At 73.4% G+C, this 17,661-nt stretch carries 19 protein-coding genes; 12 read left to right on the forward strand and 7 right to left on the reverse strand.

Annotation, left to right across the window (positions count from 1 at the left end; genetic code table 11):
• Nucleotide 1 precedes the first annotated feature (1 nt).
• Nucleotides 2-526 carry an FxsA family protein gene (locus OOJ91_RS03305; RefSeq protein ID WP_266242204.1) on the forward strand — a complete coding sequence of 175 codons (525 nt, stop codon included), beginning with the start codon at nt 2-4 and terminating at the stop codon, nt 524-526.
• Between the two features lie 63 nt (nt 527-589).
• Here OOJ91_RS03305 and OOJ91_RS03310 read toward each other — a convergent pair whose 3' ends face one another.
• The 3 genes from OOJ91_RS03310 to OOJ91_RS03320 form a co-directional block, all read right to left on the reverse strand.
• Complete coding sequence (locus tag OOJ91_RS03310; RefSeq protein ID WP_046564157.1) at nt 590-931, reverse strand: RNA polymerase-binding protein RbpA; 342 nt, start codon at nt 929-931, stop codon at nt 590-592.
• Nucleotides 932-1,119: 188 nt separating this feature from the next.
• Nucleotides 1,120-2,307 (reverse strand): hypothetical protein, encoded by a 1,188-nt coding sequence (locus tag OOJ91_RS03315; RefSeq protein WP_266242250.1) that lies wholly within the window; start codon nt 2,305-2,307, stop codon nt 1,120-1,122.
• Between the two features lie 26 nt (nt 2,308-2,333).
• Nucleotides 2,334-3,683, reverse strand: coding sequence for an MFS transporter (locus tag OOJ91_RS03320; RefSeq protein WP_266242251.1), 1,350 nt, complete (start codon nt 3,681-3,683; stop codon nt 2,334-2,336).
• A 57-nt stretch (nt 3,684-3,740) separates the two neighbouring features.
• Here OOJ91_RS03320 and OOJ91_RS03325 point away from each other — a divergent pair, with 57 nt between their 5' ends.
• Genes OOJ91_RS03325 through OOJ91_RS03335 form a run of 3 tightly spaced genes read left to right on the forward strand, consistent with a single transcriptional unit; the run spans nt 3,741 to nt 6,584 of the window.
• On the forward strand, nt 3,741-4,391 hold the full coding sequence (locus OOJ91_RS03325; RefSeq protein ID WP_266242252.1) for a TetR/AcrR family transcriptional regulator: 651 nt from the start codon (nt 3,741-3,743) through the stop codon (nt 4,389-4,391).
• A gap of 55 nt (nt 4,392-4,446) precedes the next feature.
• Entirely contained in the window at nt 4,447-5,772 is a 1,326-nt protein-coding gene (locus OOJ91_RS03330; protein WP_266242253.1) for a flavin-containing monooxygenase, read from the forward strand.
• A complete protein-coding gene (locus tag OOJ91_RS03335) occupies nt 5,769-6,584 on the forward strand; it encodes an SDR family NAD(P)-dependent oxidoreductase (protein WP_266242255.1) in 816 nt (271 codons plus the stop codon). The genes OOJ91_RS03330 and OOJ91_RS03335 overlap by 4 nt, the downstream gene beginning before the upstream one ends.
• Before the next feature lie 9 nt (nt 6,585-6,593).
• Here the strand turns inward: OOJ91_RS03335 and OOJ91_RS03340 are convergent, their stop codons facing one another.
• Nucleotides 6,594-7,244, reverse strand: a complete 651-nt coding sequence (locus OOJ91_RS03340) for a LysE family translocator (protein WP_266242258.1) — start codon at nt 7,242-7,244, stop codon at nt 6,594-6,596.
• A 215-nt stretch (nt 7,245-7,459) separates the two neighbouring features.
• On the opposite strand from OOJ91_RS03340, the gene OOJ91_RS03345 reads away from it, so the two are divergent.
• Both OOJ91_RS03345 and OOJ91_RS03350 read left to right on the forward strand, forming a co-directional pair.
• On the forward strand, nt 7,460-7,945 hold the full coding sequence (locus OOJ91_RS03345; RefSeq protein WP_266242260.1) for a DUF1992 domain-containing protein: 486 nt from the start codon (nt 7,460-7,462) through the stop codon (nt 7,943-7,945).
• 135 nt (nt 7,946-8,080) lie between these two features.
• Nucleotides 8,081-9,364 (forward strand): MFS transporter, encoded by a 1,284-nt coding sequence (locus OOJ91_RS03350; protein ID WP_266242262.1) that lies wholly within the window; start codon nt 8,081-8,083, stop codon nt 9,362-9,364.
• A gap of 215 nt (nt 9,365-9,579) precedes the next feature.
• Here the strand turns inward: OOJ91_RS03350 and OOJ91_RS03355 are convergent, their stop codons facing one another.
• The gene (locus OOJ91_RS03355; RefSeq protein ID WP_266242265.1) at nt 9,580-10,155 is read right to left on the reverse strand and encodes a maleylpyruvate isomerase N-terminal domain-containing protein; all 576 of its coding nucleotides are present in this window, start codon (nt 10,153-10,155) and stop codon (nt 9,580-9,582) included.
• Between the two features lie 127 nt (nt 10,156-10,282).
• Here OOJ91_RS03355 and OOJ91_RS03360 point away from each other — a divergent pair, with 127 nt between their 5' ends.
• Genes OOJ91_RS03360 through OOJ91_RS03370 form a run of 3 tightly spaced genes read left to right on the forward strand, consistent with a single transcriptional unit; the run spans nt 10,283 to nt 12,843 of the window.
• A complete protein-coding gene (locus tag OOJ91_RS03360; RefSeq protein WP_439117013.1) occupies nt 10,283-11,260 on the forward strand; it encodes an ABC transporter ATP-binding protein in 978 nt (325 codons plus the stop codon).
• Between the two features lie 18 nt (nt 11,261-11,278).
• Nucleotides 11,279-12,037, forward strand: coding sequence for an ABC transporter permease (locus OOJ91_RS03365; RefSeq protein ID WP_266242267.1), 759 nt, complete (start codon nt 11,279-11,281; stop codon nt 12,035-12,037).
• 23 nt (nt 12,038-12,060) lie between these two features.
• Nucleotides 12,061-12,843 (forward strand): ABC transporter permease, encoded by a 783-nt coding sequence (locus OOJ91_RS03370; RefSeq protein ID WP_266242270.1) that lies wholly within the window; start codon nt 12,061-12,063, stop codon nt 12,841-12,843.
• A 229-nt stretch (nt 12,844-13,072) separates the two neighbouring features.
• Here OOJ91_RS03370 and OOJ91_RS03375 read toward each other — a convergent pair whose 3' ends face one another.
• On the reverse strand, nt 13,073-13,462 hold the full coding sequence (locus OOJ91_RS03375; RefSeq protein ID WP_266242273.1) for a VOC family protein: 390 nt from the start codon (nt 13,460-13,462) through the stop codon (nt 13,073-13,075).
• Between the two features lie 138 nt (nt 13,463-13,600).
• Here OOJ91_RS03375 and OOJ91_RS03380 point away from each other — a divergent pair, with 138 nt between their 5' ends.
• Nucleotides 13,601-14,251, forward strand: a complete 651-nt coding sequence (locus tag OOJ91_RS03380) for a winged helix-turn-helix transcriptional regulator (RefSeq protein WP_266242276.1) — start codon at nt 13,601-13,603, stop codon at nt 14,249-14,251.
• Between the two features lie 22 nt (nt 14,252-14,273).
• Here the strand turns inward: OOJ91_RS03380 and OOJ91_RS03385 are convergent, their stop codons facing one another.
• On the reverse strand, nt 14,274-15,137 hold the full coding sequence (locus tag OOJ91_RS03385; protein WP_266242279.1) for an NmrA family NAD(P)-binding protein: 864 nt from the start codon (nt 15,135-15,137) through the stop codon (nt 14,274-14,276).
• Nucleotides 15,138-15,221: 84 nt separating this feature from the next.
• On the opposite strand from OOJ91_RS03385, the gene OOJ91_RS03390 reads away from it, so the two are divergent.
• Entirely contained in the window at nt 15,222-15,950 is a 729-nt protein-coding gene (locus tag OOJ91_RS03390; protein WP_266242281.1) for a TetR/AcrR family transcriptional regulator, read from the forward strand.
• A 266-nt stretch (nt 15,951-16,216) separates the two neighbouring features.
• Nucleotides 16,217-17,641, forward strand: coding sequence for a rifampin monooxygenase (gene rox, locus OOJ91_RS03395; protein ID WP_266245246.1), 1,425 nt, complete (start codon nt 16,217-16,219; stop codon nt 17,639-17,641).
• The last annotated feature ends 20 nt before the right edge of the window (nt 17,642-17,661 follow it).

Below are 17,661 nucleotides of genomic sequence, written 5' to 3' on the forward strand. Positions count from 1 at the left end.
GATGCGCCGAGGACTGAGGTTCGTGCCGGTCGCCCTGCTGCTGGCGGTGCTGCTGGAGTTGGCGGTGTTCGTCGGTGTCGGGCGGGCCGTGGGGTTCGGCGCGGCGGTGCTGCTGGTGTTCGCCGCGTCGCTGCTGGGGCTGGTGCTGCTGCGCCGCGAGGGGATGCGCGCGTGGCGGGGGTTCCGTACCGCCGCGCAGGCCGGGCAGCCACCGGGGCAGCAGGTGACCGACGGGCTCGTCGGGTTGGCCGGTGCGCTGCTGCTGGCGGCGCCCGGTCTGGTCAGCGGGCTGGTCGGGTTGTTGCTGATGGTGCCGCCGGTGCGTCGTCTGGCCCGCTCCGGGGTGCAACGCACCGCCGAGCGGCGGGTGTCGTCGATGGTCGCCGGTGACCTGTTCGGGCCGCGTACGGTGCGGGTGCGCCAGGGCGCGCCGCAGCCGCCGCCGCGTCCGGAGCCGGAGCAGCCGGTGGTCGTCGACGGTGGCCGGGCCATCGAGGGTGAGATCGTCGAGCCGGGCCGCAACTGAACCGCACGCACACACGACGGCGCCCCCGGGAAGACCCGGGGGCGCCGTGTCGTGCGATGCGGCTCAGGCGCGGCCGCGGCGGGTCCGAACCTCCTGGAGGCGTTCGGCGAGGATGTCCTCGAGCTCGGCGATCGAGCGCCGCTCCAGCAGCATGTCCCAGTGGGTACGCGGCGGCTTGGCCTTCTTCTGCTCCGGCTCGCTGCCGTCGACGAGTCGGGCGACGCTGCCGTCGAACTTGCATTCCCAGGTCGTCGGGACCTCGGCGTCGACGGCGAACGGCACCTCGAACTGGTGGCCCTTGGCGCAGAGGTACTCGCGGGTCTGACGCGGCGCGAGCTCCGTGTTGCGGTCGGATTCGTAGCTGACCGCGCCGAGTCGGCTTCCGCGCAGCATACGCTCGCCCATGATCGACTTCCCCTCGTTCGTGGTGCTGGTCTTCTGGGTGTAACGGTGCGTTCCCGTCGCCCCATTCCCGCCCGAGGGCGCGAGGCGTCCACGGGTGAGCCGGACCCAAGGGTAGCCGGCCGGAACGATGACGCCACGTCGGTGGCGTGTTGCGACCGCCACCGGGGATGTTAACCGCCCGAACGCGGTCAAGGTTGCGCCGGCGTCGCACCCGGTTCGGAAGCGCCCGCCGCGGCGGGGGCCGCGGCGCCCAGCCGCGCCAGCGCCAACGCCAGGTCGCTGACCTGGTCGCCGAGCTGCGCCACCCGCCGCTGCGCCACGTCACGGTCGGCCTCGGCGGCGTCGAGACGTACCGTCAGGGCGGTGAGCCGGCCCTCGGCGGTGGCCGCGGCCTGCCGGGCGGCGGTCAGGTCGGCGGCGAGGGAGTCGCGCTGCGTGGCCGTGGCGGTCAGCTCCGCCCGCAGCCGGACGGCAAGCTCGGCGGCCTGCTGCCGGGCATCGTCGGCTTCGGCGGCGGCGACCTGGGCGCGGTCGCGGGCCCGGTCGGCCTGTTCCCGGGCCCGGGCCGCGTCGGCGGCCTCGGCGCGGGTCCGGGAGGCGTCGGCGCGTGCCTGGTCGATCTGGCGGCGCACGTCCTGCACCTCGGTCTGCCACCGCCCGGCCCGCTCGGTCGCCTCCGCGGCGGCCCGGGTGGCCCGCTCGGCGTCGGCGCGCGCCGCGTCCCGCTCGACGGTCAGGTCGGCCCCGCGCTGCCGCTCGACGTCCCGCTGCGAACGCAGGTCCCGCACCTCGGCGCGGGCCTGGTCCCGGTCCCGCTCGGCCTGGGCGCGCAGCGCCTCGGCGGCGCTGACGTCGTGGCGGGCCTGGTCGGCGGCGGTCTCGGCGCGCTGCGCCCGCTCGTCGGCCGCGGCGGCCTGACCCACCGCCTGCTCGGCGCGCTGGCGGGCATCGTCGGCCTCCGCGCGGGCGGCGCGGGCCTGCTCCCGGGCGCGCGCCGCGTCGGCCGCCGCGGACTCGGCATCGTCGCGGGCCTCGTCGCGTTCGGTCTGCGCGGCCGCGACCTCGGTGGCGGCCTCCGCGCGGGCCTGCGCGAGCTGCCGCTGCACACCCACCGGGGACAGTTCGGCGTGCAACGCCTCGGTCAACGTCTCGACGATCTGGTCGAGGCGGTCCACCGCCTCCCAGGTGCGGGCCACCTGGCCGGGCAGGCCGGGCGCGTTGCGGTGGCGCATCCGGCTGTTGCGCGAGGCGCGCTGGCAGGCGCCGTCGTTGTCGCGGCAGTAGCGAAACGGGCGGCCCGCGCCGACACGCTGCGGCACCGGCGCTCCACAGTGGGCGCACGGGCGGGTTTCGGTGGGGGTGAGCGGGGCGTCCATCGAGGGCGAAGTCTAGTGCCGGCCGCTCAGCTCGCGGCCCGGGCGGTCGTGTCCAGGGTGTAGCGGCGTTGCAGCAGCAGCGCGGCGAGCATCGCCACCGCCGGCAGCAGTCCGAAGCCGTAGCGGACCGCCGCGAGCGCCGCGTCGGGCTGCGTCGGCGACTCGCCGGCCGTCGAGGCCACGAAACCGCCGACGGTCAGGCACAGGGCGTACGCGTACGGGCCCAGGGCCGCGCCGAGGGCCTCGGTGGCCGTCCACACCCCGGTGTAGGTGCCCGCGCCCGTCGCGCGGGCCGCGCGGATGACGTCGGGCAGCATCGAGAACGGCAGCAGCTGCATGCCGGCGAACGCCACCCCGAGCACCGCCACCGCGGCCACCAGCAGCGGCAGGCCGGCCGGGCGGCCCACCGCCAGCACCAGCGAGCCGAGCGCGAACGCGCCCTGCGCGCCGAGCAGCGCCCGCTGCTTGCCGACGCGGCGGGCCAGCAGCAGCCACCCCGGGGTGACCAGCAGCGCGGGCGCGACGAACGCGGCCACCAGCACCGTGGTCAGGCCGGGGGCGCGCAGCTCGTACTCGGCGTAGTAGGGCACCCCGGCGAGGACCAGGTGGGTGCTCGTGGACATGGCCAGGTACGCGGCGACCAGCCAGCGGAACTGCCTGTCGCGCAGGGCGGTGCGCAGCGCCCGCCACCCGCCGTGCCCCGCCGTCGGGGCGCCCGCCGCGACGCCGCGCAGGCGGGCGGTCCCGGCGACGCCGACGAGCATGGCGGCCAGCATTCCGACGGCCAGGACCACGCCCATCCGCTGGTAGCCGCCGCGGCTCGCCGCGTCGCCGCCGGTCAGCAGCGGGGCCACCAGCCCGGAGGCCAGGATGCCGAGGGTCAGCACCACCATCCGGAACGCCATCAGCCGGGTGCGTTCGTCGTAGCCGATGCGCAGATCGGCCGGGGTGGCCAGGTAGGGGACCTGGTAGGCGGCGAAGAGCAGGTTGCCGGCGACGAAGAACACCGCCACCCACGCGGCGGCCGGCGCGCCGGTCAGACCGCCGGGCACCGCGAACAGCGCGGCGAACGCCACCGGCAGGGCGCAGCCGAGCAGCAGCAGCCGGCGCCTGTCGCCCCGGCGGGCCTGCTCGACGTCGGCGCGGTGCCCCACCCACGGGTGCAGCAGCACGTCGGCGACCTTCGGCAGCAGCAGCGCGAGGCCGGCCAGCCACGGCCCGACGGCCAGCACGTCGGTGAGGAAGTAGAGCAGCAGCAGGCCGGGCACCGTCACCCAGACACCCATGCCGAGCGAGCCGGCCGCGAAGCCGGCGAGGGGGCCGCGGGGCAGTGTCGCGTCGCTGGCGGCCGCGGGCCGCCGGTCGAGCCCGGTCATCGCCGCATCCTCTCCGCAATCCAACAGTTGCTGGATTCTAGGGGCACAATGGCGGCCATGACCATGCCCCGACGCCGTCCGGGTCGGCCCCGGCGCGACGAGACCCGACCGACGCGGGAGGTGGTGCTCACCGCCGCCACCGCGCTGTTCGCCGAGCGCGGCTTCGACGCCGTCGGGCTGCGGGAGGTCGCCGCCGCCGCCGGGGTGGACGTCGCCACGGTCGCCCACCACACGGGTACGAAGGCGGCGCTCTACGAGGCCTGTTTCGCGCGGGTGTTCGCCGTCGAGCGGGAGGTCCTCACCGCCGCCGCCGAGCGGGCCCGGGTCGCCCTCGACGCCGGCCCGGACGCGGCGCGGCGGGCGCTGCACGACCTGGTCGACGTGTTCGTCGACTTCCTTGAGGACCACCCGGAGACCACCGCGCTGTGGCTGCGGCGCTGGTTGGAGCCGCAGCGGCACGCCGAGCTGGACCAGCGCTACGCCGAGCCGCTCTACCGGCTGGTGGCGGAGTTGCTGACCGCCGCCGCGGCGACCGGCGCCCTGGCCGAGCCGACACCGCACATCACCGTGCGCAGCCTGGTCTGGGCGACACACGGGCACGTCGTGGCGTTGGCCGCGGGGGGCGCGCCGGGCGCCCGGGAGCGGCGCGAGTTCCGGGCGTTCGTCCACCGCCTCCTGGACGGGCTGTACGGACCGGCGGCCCCTTGACGGGCCGCCGTCACCCGACGATTATCCATCGGACGTTGGATTAATGGGGGCAGTGATGCAGGCACGACCCAGGGTGGCGGTGATCGGCGCCGGCGCGGCCGGACTCGCCGCCGTCAAGGCACTGCGCGACGAGGCCGTCGCCGTGGTCTGCTTCGAGGCGGCCGACCAGGTCGGCGGCCTGTGGGTGTACGGGGCGCCCGACTCGCCCGCGTACCGCACGCTGCACCTGAACACCAGCCGTGGCCGCACCGAGTTCGCCGACCATCCGATGCCCGCCGACTGGCCCGACTACCCGGACCACACACGCGTCGCCGGCTACCTGGGCGAGTACGCCGACCGGTTCGGGCTGCGCGACGACATCCGCCTGCGGCACACGGTCGAGCGGGTCACCAGGGAACCCGACGGCACCTGGACGGTCGCCGCCAGCGGGCCGGACGGCCCGGTCGAGGTCGCCGTCGACGCCGTGGTGGTCGCCAACGGCCACAACCGGGTGCCCCGGCTGCCCAGCCCGCCGTATCCGGGCGCCAGCACCGCCGAGCAGCTGCACAGCCACGACTACCGGGGCCCGGAGCAGTTGGCCGGCAAACGCGTCCTGGTCGTCGGGGGCGGCAACTCCGCGATGGACATCGCTGTGGACGCGTCGTACGCCGCCGAGCACACCCTGCTGTCGCTGCGTCGGGGCGTGTGGGTGGTGCCCAAGTACCTGCTGGGCCGCCCGTCGGACACCCTCAACGGCGCGTTGGCCCGCCGGCTGCCGTGGCGGCTGCGTCAGCGCATCAGCCAGACGATGCTCACCGCCACCGTCGGCAGCCCCGCCCGCTACGGGCTTCCCGCGCCGACGCACGGCTTCCTGCAGGACCATCCGACGCTCTCCGACGGGCTGCTGTCCCGGCTGACCCACGGCGACATCGAGGCGCGCCCCGGCGTCGCCGCCCTCGACGGCGACCGGGTCGCGTTCACTGACGGCCGCGCCGACCACGTCGACCTGATCGTCTGGTGCACCGGCTACCGGGTGGAGATCGGCTTTCTCGACCCCGAGCTGCTCGGCGGCGGCGCGGACACCCTGCCGCTGTACCGGCACGTCTTCCACCCCGAGGCCCCCGGCCTGACGTTCGTCGGGCTGATGCAGTCCACCGGCTCCGCGTTCCCCCTGGTCGAGGCGCAGGCCAAGCTGATCGCCGCGCAGCTTGCCGGCCGGTACACGCTGCCCGACCCGCAACGGCAGCGGGCCGCCTGCCGGGCCGAACTGCGGGCGGCGACGGCCCGCTGGGGTCAGCGCCGCCCGGCGATGCGTGTGGACTTCGACGCCTACCTGGCCGAGCTGACCCGGGAGCTGACCTCGGTCGCCCGCCGCGCCACGCCGGCCGGAGCGGGCCGGTGACGCTTACCGGCCGGCGGGTCCTCGTCACCGGCGCCAACGGGACCTTCGGCCGGCACCTCGGCGCCGCGCTGCACGCCGCCGGCGCCCGGGTGGTCGGGCTCGACCTGCACGCGCGAGGAGACGTCGACCTGCCGGTGCTCGGCTGCGACCTGACCGACCCGGCGGCCGTCCCGACGGCGGTACGGGCCGCCGTCGACCACCTCGGCGGTCTCGACCTGCTGATCAACAACGCCGGGGTCGGTGGCCCCGCCCCGGCCGAGCTGCCGCCCGACGAGGTGGTCCGCCAGCAACTGGAGGTCAACCTGCTCGCCGCGTGGCGGACCACCGCCGCCGCGCTGCCCCCGCTGCTCACCGCGCGTGGCCGGGTGATCTTCGTGGCCAGCCGGATGGCGGTGCTGCCACTGCCGCTCGCCGCCGCGTACGGGGTCAGCAAGCGGGCCCTCGTCGCGTACGCCGACGCGCTGCGCCACGAGGTGGGCAGCCACGTCGGGGTGAGCGTCGTCTACCCGAGCATGGTGGCCTCACCGATCCACGACAGCACCGCCGAGGCCGGGCTGTCCCTGCGGGGAGTGTCCCGCCCGGAGCCCGTCGAGGGTGTCGTCGCCGCGATCCTGCGCGCCGCCACCGCCCGGCGGGCGCCCCGGGACGTGGCGACCACCCGACGCGGCCGGCTGGAGATGGCCGTCGGCAGGCACGCGCCCGCGCTTGCCGACCGGCTGGTACGCCGTACCCTCGCCGCCCGGCTCGCCGCCGGCGACCTGGACGCCGCGCCGCTGGCCGCGGCGATGCTCCGCCGCCACCGGGAGCGCTGACCGGCCGGGTCAGGGCCCGGCGACCGCCGCGCGGGACCTGTCGGTGGCGATGCGGACGGCAAGCGCGGCCAGAGCCGTCCCCGCCACCCACCGCTGCACCCGCAGCCACACCGGCCGGCGGGCGAAGAACCCGGCCAGCGCCCCGGCGCTGAGCACGATCAGCGCGTTGACGCTCAGCGCGACGGCGATCTGGGTCAGGCCGAGCAGCAGGCTCTGCGCGGCCACGTGCCCGCGCGCCGGGTCGACGAACTGCGGCAGCAGCGACACGTACAGGATGGCGATCTTCGGGTTGAGCAGGTTGGTGACCAGACCCATGGTGAACAGCCGCCGCGGCGGGTCCGGTGGCAGCGGCGCGGGCGTGAACGGTGAGCCGCCGCCCGGCCGCAGCGTGCGCCACGCCAACCACAGCAGGTAGCCGGCGCCGGCCAGTTTCACCACCGCGTACAGCGTCGGGACCAGGACGAACACGGCGGCCAGGCCGGCGGCCGCCGTGGCCAGGTAGACGCCGAAGCCGGCGGCCACCCCGAGCAGTGAGATCAGCCCGGCGCGGCGGCCCTGCGCCACCGAGCGGGAGACCAGGTAGACCATGTTCGGGCCGGGCGTGAGCACCAGCCCCAACGCCACAAGCGCGACACCCACAAGCGCACCCGTGCCGATCATGACGTTCGCCCCCGTTCGCCGTCCCGTGCACCGAACCTAGACCGACAGACGACCCCGGCCCAGGACCACCCGAGCGATGGTGGCCTGGAATGCGGTCACCCGGGCGGAAACCACCTCGGCGGGAATGGTCAGCGGTGTGGAGGCGCTGACCCGGTGCGAGCGCGTGTCGTCGGCCGGAGGCGGCGCGTTACGGTGGCCAGGGGAGGTGCCGCAGGGTGACCGAGGCGTGGGACGCGGCCGTGGAGGCGCAGATCCGGGGAGCCGTGCAACGCGGCGAGTTCGACAACCTGCCCGGCATGGGCAAGCCGATCCCCGGGCGCGGAATGCCGTACGACGAGTCGTGGTGGATCAAGAGTTTCCTGGAGCGCGAGAAGCTGCCCAGCGACCTGCTGCTGCCCACCCCGCTGCAACTGCGCCGGCGCATCGAGCAGGTCCCCGACGAGGTCCGCGACCTGCCCACCGAGCAGGCCGTGCGGGACTTCGTGGGGCAGCTCAACACGCAGATCGTCGCCTGGCTGCGCAACCCCGAGGGACCCCGGGTGGCCGTCCGGCCGGTGAACGCCGACGAGGTCGTCCGTCGCTGGCGTACCGAGCGCGCCCGACCCGAGGTCCGGGCCGCCGCCACCGAGCCCGCCACCGCCGGCGAGGCGGGCCGGCGCGTCCGCCGGGGCTGGTGGCTGCGCTGGCGTCGCCGGGGCTGACCCCCGCAGGTAGCCGGCCGTTCGAACGGATCCGAACCGTTCCGAACGCCCGGTCGCGTCCCCGCAGACGGCCGCGTCGCTACGGTCGGGACCCAGCGCCCTGAGGATCAGGCGCGGGGACGGGACGGGGGCGACGTGAGCGAGCGCGCCGCGACGTACGCCGAGGTGTTCGCGGTGCGCGAGTACCGCCACCTGTTCGCCGCGTACCTGCTGTCCCTGGCCGGCGACCAGCTCACGGCGGTCACCGTGGCGTACCTCGTCTACACCGCGACCGGCTCGGCGGCGCTGGCGGCCACGGCGTACGCCAGCTCCTATCTGGCCTGGCTCACCGGCGGACCGTTGCTGTCCGGCCTCGCCGACCGGTTCCCCCGGCGGCGGGTCCTGATCGTGTGCGACCTGGCCCGCGCGGCGCTCGTGCCGGTGGCGGCGCTGCCGGGCCTGCCCGCGCCCGCCCTGGTGGCGCTGCTCTTCGCGGTCAACCTGATGCGGCCGCCGTTCGTGGCCGCGCGGGCGGCGTTGCTGCCGGACGTGCTCGACGGCGACCGCTACGCGGTGTCCAACGGGGTGGACAACATCTGCGCCCAGGTCGTGCAGGTGGTCGGCTTCGCCGTCGGCGGCAGTCTGGTGGCGGTGTTGTCGCTGCGCGGGGCGCTGTTGGTGGACGCCGGTACGTTCGGTGTCTCCGCGCTGCTGATCGCCGTCGGCGTGCGGGCCCGCCCCGCGCCCCGGGCGCCGCTGAGCCCGGCCGGCCGCGGCCGGGCGACAGGTCTGCGGGTGATCGTCGCCGACCCCCGGCTGCGCGCCTACGTCCTCGTCCTGTGGACGGCGAGCGCCTTCACCTATGCCGCCGAGGGGTTGATGGCGCCGCTGGCCCGGCAGTACGGCGGCGGCGCCGCCACCGTGGGACTGTTGCTGGCTGCCGCGCCGACGGGAATGGCCCTCGGCGGGGTGGCCCTCACCCGGTTCTGCCCGCCGACGGCCCGCCCGCGACTGATCCTGCCCCTTGCCGCGTTGGCGGCCGGGGTGCTGACGGCGGCGTGGCTCGTCCCCGCGCTGTGGGTGGTGCTCCTGCTGCTGGGACTGGCCGGCGCCGCGAGCGCCTTCGCCATTCCGCTGAACGCGTTGTTCGGGCGGGCGGTGCCGGCGGAATACCGGGGACGCGCGTTCGGGGTGGCCATCACCGGCCTGAGTGGGTCGCAGGGCGCCGCGATGGTCGTGGCGGGTCTGGCCGCCGACCGTTGGCCGGCCACCACTGTCATCGGGTTCAGCGGACTGGCGGGCGCGGTGGCAGTGCTCGCCCTCGGACCGCTGTGGCGGCGTGCCACCGCGCCGGTGACGTTCGCCGGACCCGTCGAACAAGGCCGAACGACTCCGAACGCCCACAGCCCTACCGCAGACGTGGGCGGCGACCGACGCTGAGGTCACCGGGCGGGCACGGGGCCGCCTCCAGGGGGAGAGGAGAAGCGTATGCGCAACGTCGGCACGCGTGGCATCAGCTGGACCTGACGGTGACGCTCCACCCGTCGGCGTCGCTCCGTCGCGGAGGGACGCCGGCGGCGCACGGGGGGAGGCGCGGGCGGTGGGTGGTCGCCGGGGCGACGACCACCCACCGCCGCGATCGGCTGAGTGACGGATCAGTCCACCGCGGCATGCCACCTCCAGGAGGTACGCCGTGCCCGACCGGGCAGCTCGCCGCGACCGGTCATCCACCGCAGCACGTCGGGCGCGGGGCCGGCCGGGGCGTCCGGAAAGAGCCGCCGCAGCACCAGCGCGCTCAGCCGGTCCGGTGGCTGCCACGGCACGCCGAGGCCGACTGTGATGTCGTGGGTGTGCAGCAGCGTCTCGGCCACCCCCATCGCGGCGAAGCCGGTCGGGTCGCAGGGCCCGAAGTGCCAGGCCCGCGCGTCCGGTGCGGCGCTGTCGACCGCGACGGCGAGCAGTCCGGCGCAGGCCCGCACCACGGTGAGGGTCTGCGCCGGGCTCGCGGTGGGGGAGACCCGCAGGTCGTACGGCAGGTAGCCGTCCCGCGGCAGGCCACTGACCTGGCCGGCGTACGCCAGCAGGTCGTGTGCGATGTGCGCGACGGTGGTCCAGCAGCTCCAGGTGAGCGTGCCGGCGGGCACCGACCAGTCGCGGTCGCGGTGCGGATGCAGCACCCGTGTCGTCTCGTCGGCCGCCTGGAGCAGGTCGGCGCCGGTCACCGTCGACATTGCTCGACCCTCGCAGGGGTGATCGGCGGACGCAACCGGCCACGGTGGGCTATGGCGACCAGCGCACGGAAAATTACAATGCCCTGTTAATTTCTTGCAGTTGCCTGTTAAAATTCCGTAGGCTGCCGTGGTGATCGAAGATCCCCTGGTTCAGGCGCGAAAGCTGACGAAGATTTATCCGCCGCGAGGGTCCAGTGCGGAGTTCCACGCGGTCGACGGCATCGACTTCGACGTCCAGCGGGGGGAATCGTTCGGGCTTCTCGGCCCCAACGGCGCCGGCAAGTCCACCACCATGCGGATGATCGCCGCGACGTCACCGATCAGCGGCGGCAGTCTGCGCGTGCTCGGCCTGGACCCGATGAGGCAGGGGCCGGAGATCCGTGCCCGGCTGGGTGTCGTGACGCAGGACGACCACCTGGACAACGAACTCACCGTCCGGGAGAACCTGCACATCTACGGGCGGTACTTCAGCCTGCCCCGGGCCCTCATCCGGGAGCGCACGACCCGGCTGCTGGACTTCGCCCAGCTTCAGGACAAGGCCGGCGACCAGGTCGAGACGCTCTCCGGCGGTATGCGTCGACGGCTGACCATCGCCCGCTCCCTGATCAACGAGCCCGACATCCTGCTCCTCGACGAGCCGACCACGGGCCTCGACCCGCAGGCCCGGCACGTCCTGTGGGACCGCCTCTTCCAGCTCAAGCAGGAGGGCGTCACGCTCATCCTCACCACCCACTACATGGACGAGGCCGAACAGCTCTGCGACCGGCTCATCGTCGTCGACCACGGCCGGATCGTCGCGCAGGGATCGCCTCGGGAACTGATCACCAGGTACGCCACGCGCGAGGTCCTGGAACTGCGTTTTCGCCTCGACGAGCGGGACACCGTCGCGGAGAAGCTGCGCACCTCGGCACTGGCCACCGGCGGCAACGACACTGACGGCCGCGTCGAGCTGCTTCCCGACCGGGTGCTCGTCTACACCGCCGACGGCGAGGCCGCCCTCGCCGCGGTGCACGCCATGGCGCTCACGCCGCTCACCGCACTGGTCCGCCGCGCCACGTTGGAGGACGTGTTCCTCACGCTCACCGGCCGATCGCTCATCGAGTAGCAGGAGAGGAGACCACTGATGCTGCGCGCATTCGGATACTGGGTCACGCGCTACCGGCGCACCTGGCGTGGCTCGATCGTGATCAACGTACTGAACCCGTTGCTGTTCCTCATCGGTATCGGCGCCGGCCTCGGGACTCTCGTCGACGGCAACGCGCCGGCCCAGATCGCCGGCGTCTCCTACGCGGCGTTCTTCGCCCCGGGCATGCTCGCCGCGGCCGCGATGCAGAACGCGTTTCTGGAGGGTGCCGCGGGAGTTGCCCGGGCAGCGGGTTTCGGGGCCTACCGGGGCGCCACCCCGACGCCACTCGACCCGGAGCAGCTCGCCGCCGGGCACCTGCTGTTCATCGCTTTCCGGGTGCTCATCGCCAGCGGCGCCTTCATCGTGGTGATGGCCGCGTTCGGGTTGATCCGAGGTTGGGGGGCGCTCGGCGCCCTGCTCGGCGCCACGTTGACCGGGGTCGCGTTCGCGGCGCCGGCCGCGGCGTGGGCGGTCGGTGTGCGCAAGATGCGCCAGATCGACACGGTGTTCCGCTTCGTCATCATGCCGCTCTACCTGTTCTCCGGCACCTTCTTCGCGGTCTCGCAGCTACCCGAGTGGATCCGACCGGTGTCCTATCTGCTGCCGCTGTGGCACGGGGTGGAGCTGTGCCGCACCCTCAGCCTCGGCACGGCGACGATCACCGGCAGCTCCGTCCATATCGCTTACCTGTTGGTGCTCGCAGTTGGCGGCTTCCTGGTCGCCCGGGTCACCTATCGCCGGCGGTTGCACCCGTGACGGCCCACGTTCGGAGTCCAGGCATGACCACCGTCGTCGTACCCGCCTGGACGAGACGCCGAGCCTTCGCGCTCATCGAACGCAATTTCATGATCTACCGTCGGTCGGTCACGCCGCTGCTCAACGCGCTCGTCGAACCGATCCTGTACCTGGTGTCGATCGGTGTCGGCGTCGGGATGCTCGTCGGCACGGTCCCCGGGGTCGATGTCCCGTACGCCGCCTACGTGGCCCCGGCGATCCTGGCCACGACCGCGATGAACACCGCGTTCAACCAGACCAGCTTCGGCGTCTTCATCCGCATGAGGGTCGACAAGACCTACCAGGCGATCCTGCCGACACCGCTCTCCGTCACCGACATCGCCGTCGGCGAGGTCACCAGCGCAATGATCAACGCGTTGCTGACGTCGATCGGGTTCCTCGCCCTCATGGCGGTCGGCGGGCTGGTCACCTCGCCCTGGGCGCTGCTGGCCCTGCCGGCCTCGGTGCTGATCTCGTTCGCGTTCGCCGCGGGCGGGCTGGCCGTCACGACGTACCTGCGTGACTTCCCCGACTTCCAGTACATCCAGCTGTTCATGCTGCCGATGTACCTGTTCGCGACGACGTTCTATCCCCTGTCGATCTACCCGGAGGCCGTGCAGCCCCTGATCCGGGCGCTGCCGCTCTACCACAGCATCGAGCTGGTTCGGGAGCCGGCGTTGGGCCGCCTCCACTGGGACCTGCTGATCCCGGTGGTCTACCTCGTCGCGTTCGGCTCGATCGCGATGTACGTCGCCACCCGTCGAATGACCCGGGCGATGCTGAACTGAAAGCGTCTCCGCGCTGCCCGTGCGTGGGGGAGCGGACGCCGCCGCCGTCGGCCCCCCACGCACGCGACGCTGCCGCCGCAGGTCGGCTCGATCGTCGACGGCGAAGTCGCGGACGGAGGTGCGGACGGCTCGGCCGACCTGCACCGCCTCGCCGATGCGGGTCATGGTCGGGGCGGGCGACGTCTGGTCGTTCATGGCGCAGATGCTCGGGCCTTGACCCGGTCGACGGTCAACTCGCCGTGGCGGGTCCGGCGGCGGCGAGCCCGACGAGGTGTCCTTCCGGGTCGGTGAAGAAGCCGACGACCAACGTACCCGCGGGGTTGGGGTGCGGCCCCGACACCCGGGCGCCGCCGAGGCGTTCGGCCTGCCGCAACGCCTCCTCCACGTCCGGTACGCCGACGTAGAACAACGTCCGAGGGGCATACTCCGTGCCACCACCGACGCCGCCGGGGACACCGCCGCCGTCGGGCTGGACGAATCCGTACTGTCCCGGCGCCGAAACCACCTCGGCGGCGTCGCTCGTGACGTCGAACCGCCAGTCGAAGAGGTCGCCGTAGTAGCTGCGCAACCGCTGCGGGTCGGTGCCGATGATCTCGAAGTGCACCACTGGGCTTTCCATGACTGTGCTCCCTCCCGCAGCCCACCGACGCCAGTGGGCCTGGTCAATCTGTCTGCCGAGACGGTAGTCCTCGTGGTTGTTTAAAACAACCAACGAGGAGCGATTAGCATCTAGCATGTCCGAGGAAGGGGTACCGACATGCCGACCAGTCGCACCTACGGCGACGCCTGCGGGATCGCCCGAGCCCTCGACGTCGTCGGGGAACGCTGGGCGCTGCTCGTCGTCCGCGAACTCCTCCTCGGGCCGCAGCGCTTCTCCGACCTGCGCCGGGCACTGCCGGCGGTCAGCTCCAACATGCTCACCGACCGGTTGCGCGAGCTGGAGAGCCACGGCGTGGTCCGCCAGCGCCGGCTTCCGCCGCCGGCGGCCTCGATGGTGTACGACCTCACCGACTCCGGCCGCGAGCTGGAGCCGATCGTGCTGGCCCTCGGCGGGTGGGGCCTGCGTGTACCGCTGCCCCCGGCGCCCGTCCACCTGAACGCGACCTCGGTGCTGCTGTTCCTGCGTGGCGCACTGCACCCGAGCCCGCAGGCGCCGCCGGCCAGGTACCGGATCGAACTCGCCGGCCAGATCTGGACGATCCATACCCGCGACGGCCGGGTGCACATCGAACCCGGCGAGCCGGACCAGGTGGACGCCGGCCTCCGCACCGATCCCGCGACCCTCAACGCCCTGCTCGACGGCTCCGCCTCGCTGACCGCCGCTCGGGCCTCCGGCCTGGCCGACGTCAGCGGAGACGAGGCCGCGCTGCGCCGGCTCCTGGAAACCGCCACGTCGGGCGCGCCGTAAGAAGATCGGCCGTTCGAGAGCGTCAGCCCCGGGCGACGATGGCCTCGAGCACCGAGCGGGCGGACGTCGGGGGGTGACCGATGACGCCCCCCAGGGTCGGGTCGGTGACGGCGAACTCTCCCCGTCGCGCCGCCCGGTAGAGGCCGAGGGTGAAGTCGGCGGCCGGGGCCAGCATGCCTCCTTCGATGGCGGACGCCCGCCACTCCTCGTCGGTGACGACGACGCGTCTGATGCTGCGGCCCGTGATGTCGGTCAGCACGGCGGCCACCGCCTCGAGGTCGAGAGCCTCGGACGCGGTCAGGGCGGGCGTGATGCCGTCGAGGACGCCGTCGTCGGTAACGGCGATCGCCGCCGCCTCGGCCAGGTCGGTGTGTGCGGTCCACGACACGGGGCCGTCCACGGGCGCGACGAGCTGGCCGGTCTCCAGCGCCGCGCCGACGGAGTAGCTGAGCGTGCTCGCGTAGAAGCCGTTGCGCAGGGCGGTGAAGGGGACGCCCAGCCCGGCCAGGTACTCCTCGGTCTCGGCGTGCGTGAGTTGGGCGGGGAACAGCGAGTGCCGGGAGGCGGCCTGGTGGCTGGTGTAGAGGATGCGCGTGGCCCCCGCGGCGTGGGCGGCGTCGATGGCGACGCGGTTGGCGACGACGGCACCGGGGCCGCGGATGGCGGCGGAGACGATGAGGATCGTGTCGCCGCCCTCGAAGGCGTGCGCCAACGTGGTGGCGTCGGTGAAGTCGCCGGCGCGGACGCGTACGCCACGCTGGGCGAGGCCGGTGGCCTTGTCGACATCGCGCACACTCACGGCCACGGTGCTGGCGGGGACCCGCTCGAGCAGCCGGTCGACGATCAGGGATCCGAGCTGACCTGTGGCGCCGGTTACGACGATCATGAAGAACTCCCTCGTTATCAACGATATAGCCGATACGTTAGCAGCGATAATTCGGAGTTAACAAGATGCTGTTAGCATTGGTTCATGGTGGGGGCGCAGGAGGCGGCATCGCGAGACGACGTCCGGGCCGGCATCGTCGCGGCAGCCGCAAAGGTGCTGCGCGAGCAGGGGGCGGGCGCGGTGACGACGCGCGCCGTCGCCCAGGCGGCCAGCGTGCAGGCGCCGACCATCTACCGCCTGTTCGGTGACAAGGACGGCCTCATCGACGCCGTCGCCGAACACGTCATGGCCGTCTACGTCGGCGGCAAGTCGGCAAGCGCGGACGAGGCGACGGGTGACCCCATCGCGGACCTGCGCTCCGGATGGCGTACGCACATCGGGTTCGGCCTGGCGAACCCGGAGCTGTACGCGCTCATGGCCACGCGTGGACGCGGCAGGCCCTCACCGGCGACGCTCGCGGGGATCGAGGTGCTGCGCGCCCGGGTACGGCGGCTCGCCGCGGCCGGCCTCCTGCGTGTCGACGAGCAGCGGGCCCTCATGATGATCCACGCCGCGGGCAACGGAACCATCCTCGCCCTGCTGGGAACACCCGACGACGAGCGCGACAACGGTCTGGCCGACGCCATGTTCGACACCGTGCTCAGCGGCATCGTCGCGGACGCTCCGGCGGCGCCCGACACGGCCACGAACGCGGTGACGGTGACGTTCGCGACGGTCCTGCCCGAACTCCCGGGACTCACCGACGCCGAACGCGCGCTGATGTCCGAGTGGCTGCACAGGTCGTTGACTCACCCCCCGCACCCCGGCGGATAAAGGACTGGACGGGTTGCTCGGCGGGCTTGTAGCGTCCTGCTGACCGTGACACCGCCCGAGGAGGTGAGACCCATGACCGTCGTATCGAAGTGGGTGCTCCCCCCTGCCGTCACGGCCGGGCGACTGACGTAGGTGTCGCCGGGAGCGCCTCGCCACCGTGGCACTCCCGAAGGGCAACACCTGTGCACTCTCCACGACACACCACCGCGCAGCCGTCGTACGACGCCGCCGAACCCCCGGCCACCGGCGTGGCCCGCACGCCCCCCGTGTTCGATGTCATCATCGCCGGCGGCGGGCCGACCGGCGCGATGCTCGCCGCCGAGCTGCGGCTGCACGACGTGCGGGTACTCGTACTCGAGAAGGAGACCGAGCCCGTCTCGTTCGTCCGGATCGTCGGTCTGCACATCCGCAGTCTCGAGCTGATGGCGATGCGCGGACTGTTGGATCGCATCCTCGCGGTGGGAAGGCGGCGTCCGGCGGCCGGATTCTTCGCCGCCATCGCCAAACCCGCGCCCAAGAACCTGGACTCCGCGTACGCCTATCTGCTGGGCATCCCGCAGCCGGTCATCGTCCGCCTGCTCGAAGAGCATGCGATCGAGCGGGGCGCGCAGGTCCGGCGCGGTCGCACAGTCGTCGGCGTCGAGCAGGACGAGGAGGGTGTGACAGTCGAGCTGGCCGACGGGGAACGGCTGCGGGCGCGCTACCTCGTCGGCTGTGACGGCGGGCGCAGCACGGTACGCAAGCTCCTCGGCGTCGACTTCCCCGGCGAGCCCACGCGGACCCAGACGCTCATGGGCGAGATGGAAGCGGGTGTGCCGCCCGAGGAGATCGCCGCCACCGTCGCCGGGATCCGCGATGCCCCGCACCCCTTCTGGCTGCGTCCGTTCGGGGGCGGCGTCTACAGCGTCGTGGTCCCGGCGGCGGGAGTCCGGGACCGCGCGGCACCGCCGACGATCGAGGATTTCCGCGAACAACTGCGGGCCGTCGCCGGGACCGACTTCGGCGTGCACTCTCCGCGCTGGATGTCCCGCTTCGGAGACGCCACCCGGCTGGCCGAACGGTATCGGGTCGGGCGGGTGTTGCTGGCCGGCGACGCGGCGCACATTCATCCACCCATCGGCGGGCAGGGCCTCAACCTGGGTGTTCAGGACGCGTTCAACCTCGGCTGGAAACTGGCCGCGCAGGTCCGCGGCTGGGCGCCGGAGACACTGCTGGACACCTACCAGGCCGAACGTCACCCGGTCGCCGCGGACGTGCTGGACAACACCCGCGCCCAGGCCGTACTGCTGTCCACCGAGGCGGGCCCGCGGGCGCTGCGCCGGCTGTTCGCCGAACTGATGGACGTCGACGAGGTGAACCGCCACCTGATCGAGAAGATCGCCGGGCTCGGCATCCGCTACGACGTCGGCGCCGGCCCGGACCTGCTCGGCCGCCGCCTGCGCGACGTCAACGTGCGCCAGGGCCACCTCTACGACCTGCTGCATCGCGGGCGCGGCCTGCTGCTGGACCGCACCGAACGCCTGAGCGTCGGCGGCTGGTCGGATCGGGTCGACCACCTCGCGGACCCCACGGCGGAACTGGACGTCCCGTGCGTCCTGGTACGCCCCGACGGCCACGTCGCCTGGATCGGCGACGACCAGCGGGACCTGGACGACCACCTCTCCCGCTGGTTCGGCGAGCCCGCCCACTGAACCGCGTACACCTCGGGCCT

Origin of the sequence: Micromonospora lupini (assembly GCF_026342015.1) — a bacterium.
Lineage (GTDB): Bacteria > Actinomycetota > Actinomycetes > Mycobacteriales > Micromonosporaceae > Micromonospora > Micromonospora lupini_B.